Annotated in this window: 2 protein-coding genes; one reads left to right on the plus strand and one right to left on the minus strand. The window is 73.0% G+C overall.

The annotated features are described in order from the left end of the window. Window positions 1–357 precede the first annotated feature (357 nt). The gene (locus HLK59_RS49520; protein ID WP_171148254.1) at window positions 358–1275 is read right to left on the minus strand and encodes a LysR family transcriptional regulator; all 918 of its coding nucleotides are present in this window, start codon (window positions 1273–1275) and stop codon (window positions 358–360) included. A 103-nt stretch (window positions 1276–1378) separates the two neighbouring features. Between HLK59_RS49520 and HLK59_RS49525 the strand changes: the two genes are divergently transcribed. Next, window positions 1379–2171, plus strand: a 793-nt coding sequence (locus HLK59_RS49525) for an EamA family transporter (protein WP_171148255.1), incomplete at its 3' end; no start/stop codon positions are given.

Genomic DNA, 2171 nt, shown 5'->3' on the forward strand with positions numbered 1-2171 from the left:
GGTGGCGGCGTGCGTACGCGGCTGGGCGGCGGGGAGACGTAGCGACCGGCGCGGGCCGTACCCCCGCGGCAGAATCAGCACCGCGGTACTGCGTCTTCCCGGGGGGTGACCCCCGGACCCCCAGCAGGTGGGCGGATCGGTGTTGGGGGGCCGCCATCGGCGCTGTTGGAGGGGGGCGCGCCGATGGCGGTGTGCTGTCGGCCGGGGTGCGGCGGAGAGGGTAGGTCAGCGTTCGCAGCCAGCAGCGATGCCGACACCGCACCGCGGTGACTCTCCGACAGCTTGCGGGTTGGACGAGTGGGGGTGGGGCCGGGTTCCCGCCTCGGCCCCGAATCCCGGAAGTTGGTGAGCCCGGGGTCAACGGGACGGATGAGCCGCCACCTTGGGCCAATGGTCCTGGAGCGTGCGCACGGTCTCGGTGATCGACGGCCGCCCCGCCGCACCGGCCCGCCACAGCGCGTACAGCCGCCGCACGGGCGTCGGATCGAGCTCCACCTCCACCACTCCGCGCGGCAACGGCCCCCGCCCGAGCCGGGGGACGAGACAGATGCCGAGCCCGGCCGCGACGAGGGCGACCAGGGTCGGGTTCTCGTCGGCCTGGTGGATGATCTCCGGCTCGTGTCCGGCGGACCGCAGGGTCCGTACGAGCCACTCGTGACACACCCGCCCCGGCGGCTGGCACACCCACCGCTCCCCGCCGAGATCCTCACGGCGGACGGCCTTCCGCTCGGCGAACGGGTGCCCCTCGGGGACGAGCAGCGTGCACCGGTCCTCCCCGATGGCCGCCTGCTCGACCCCCGGCGGCACGGGCAGCGGCGAGATGTCCCAGTCGTGCACCACGGCCATGTCCAACGCCCCCTTGGCGACCAGCCCGACGGACAGATGCGGGTCGATCTCGGTGAGCCGGAGGTCGAGGGCCGGGTGCCGGGCGGCGAGGTCGGCGAGCACGGCGGGCATCAGCCCGCGGGCCGCCGAGGCGAACGCGGCCACGGTCAGCCGCCCCGCCGGAATGCTCCGCCGCCGCTCGATCCCCGTCTCGGCCCGCTCCACGATCGCGAGCAGCTCCTGAGCGGTGTCGACGAGTTGCAGCGCCTCGGCGGTGAGCCGCACACCCCGCCCCTCCCGTTCCAGGAGCACGGTCCTGGTCTCCCGCTCCAGCTTCGCGATCTGCTGGGACACGGCGGAGGGCGTGTACCCGAGCGCGGCGGCGGCCGCGCCGACGGTGCCGTGGACGGAGACGGCGTGCAGGGCGCGCAGGCGTTGCAGATCGAGCACGGGGTCCTCCCTTGACCGAAGTCGCATTGTTCAGCATTGCTACATCCGACCGTGCAGCAATCATCGCTGGTGCTTCACGGTCCCGGGACGTGATGCTCGACGCATGCGTCCCGCACACATCGCCCTCGCCGTCCTCGTCGCCGCCGTATGGGGCGTCAACTTCACCGTCATCGAGATCGGCCTCGACCACTTCCCGCCGCTGCTCTTCTCGGCTCTGCGCTTCCTGGTCGCGGCCCTCCCGGCGGTGTTCCTCGTGGGACCGCCGAAGGTGGCGTGGAAGTGGATCGTGGCGGTGGGCCTGGTGCTGGGCGTGGCCAAGTTCGGGCTGCTGTTCGTGGGGATGGACGCGGGGATGCCGGCGGGCCTGTCGTCGCTGGTGCTCCAGATCCAGGCGGTGTTCACGGCGGCCATCGCCTTCGCGGTGCTGGGCGAACGGCCCACTCGGCTGCGGCTGGCGGGCATGCTGGTGGCGCTGGCCGGTATCGGTGTGGCGGCCGTGGACGAGGGCGCGTCGGGTCCCCTGGGCGCCTTCGCCCTCTGCGTCGCGGCCGCCGCCTGCTGGGGTGCCTCGAACGTCCTGACCCGCAAGGCGGCGCCCCCGGACGCGCTGAACTTCATGGTGTGGGTGAGCACGGTGCCGGTACTGCCGCTGCTCCTCCTCTCCCTGCTGCTGGAGGGCCCCCGCGCGGACTACGACGCCCTGCGCGCCCTGGACTGGCAGGGCGCCGGCACGGTCGTCTACGTCGCGTGGATCACCACGGTCTTCGGCTTCGGCGCCTGGGGCTGGCTGCTCCGCCGCTACCCGGCATCCACGGTGGCCCCCTTCTCGTTGCTGGTCCCGGTGTTCGGCATGTCGTCGGCGGCGCTGTTCCTGGGGGCCTGTCTCTTACACATCT

Origin of the sequence: Streptomyces sp. S3(2020) (assembly GCF_013044505.1) — a bacterium.
In the GTDB taxonomy this organism is placed as follows: domain Bacteria; phylum Actinomycetota; class Actinomycetes; order Streptomycetales; family Streptomycetaceae; genus Streptomyces.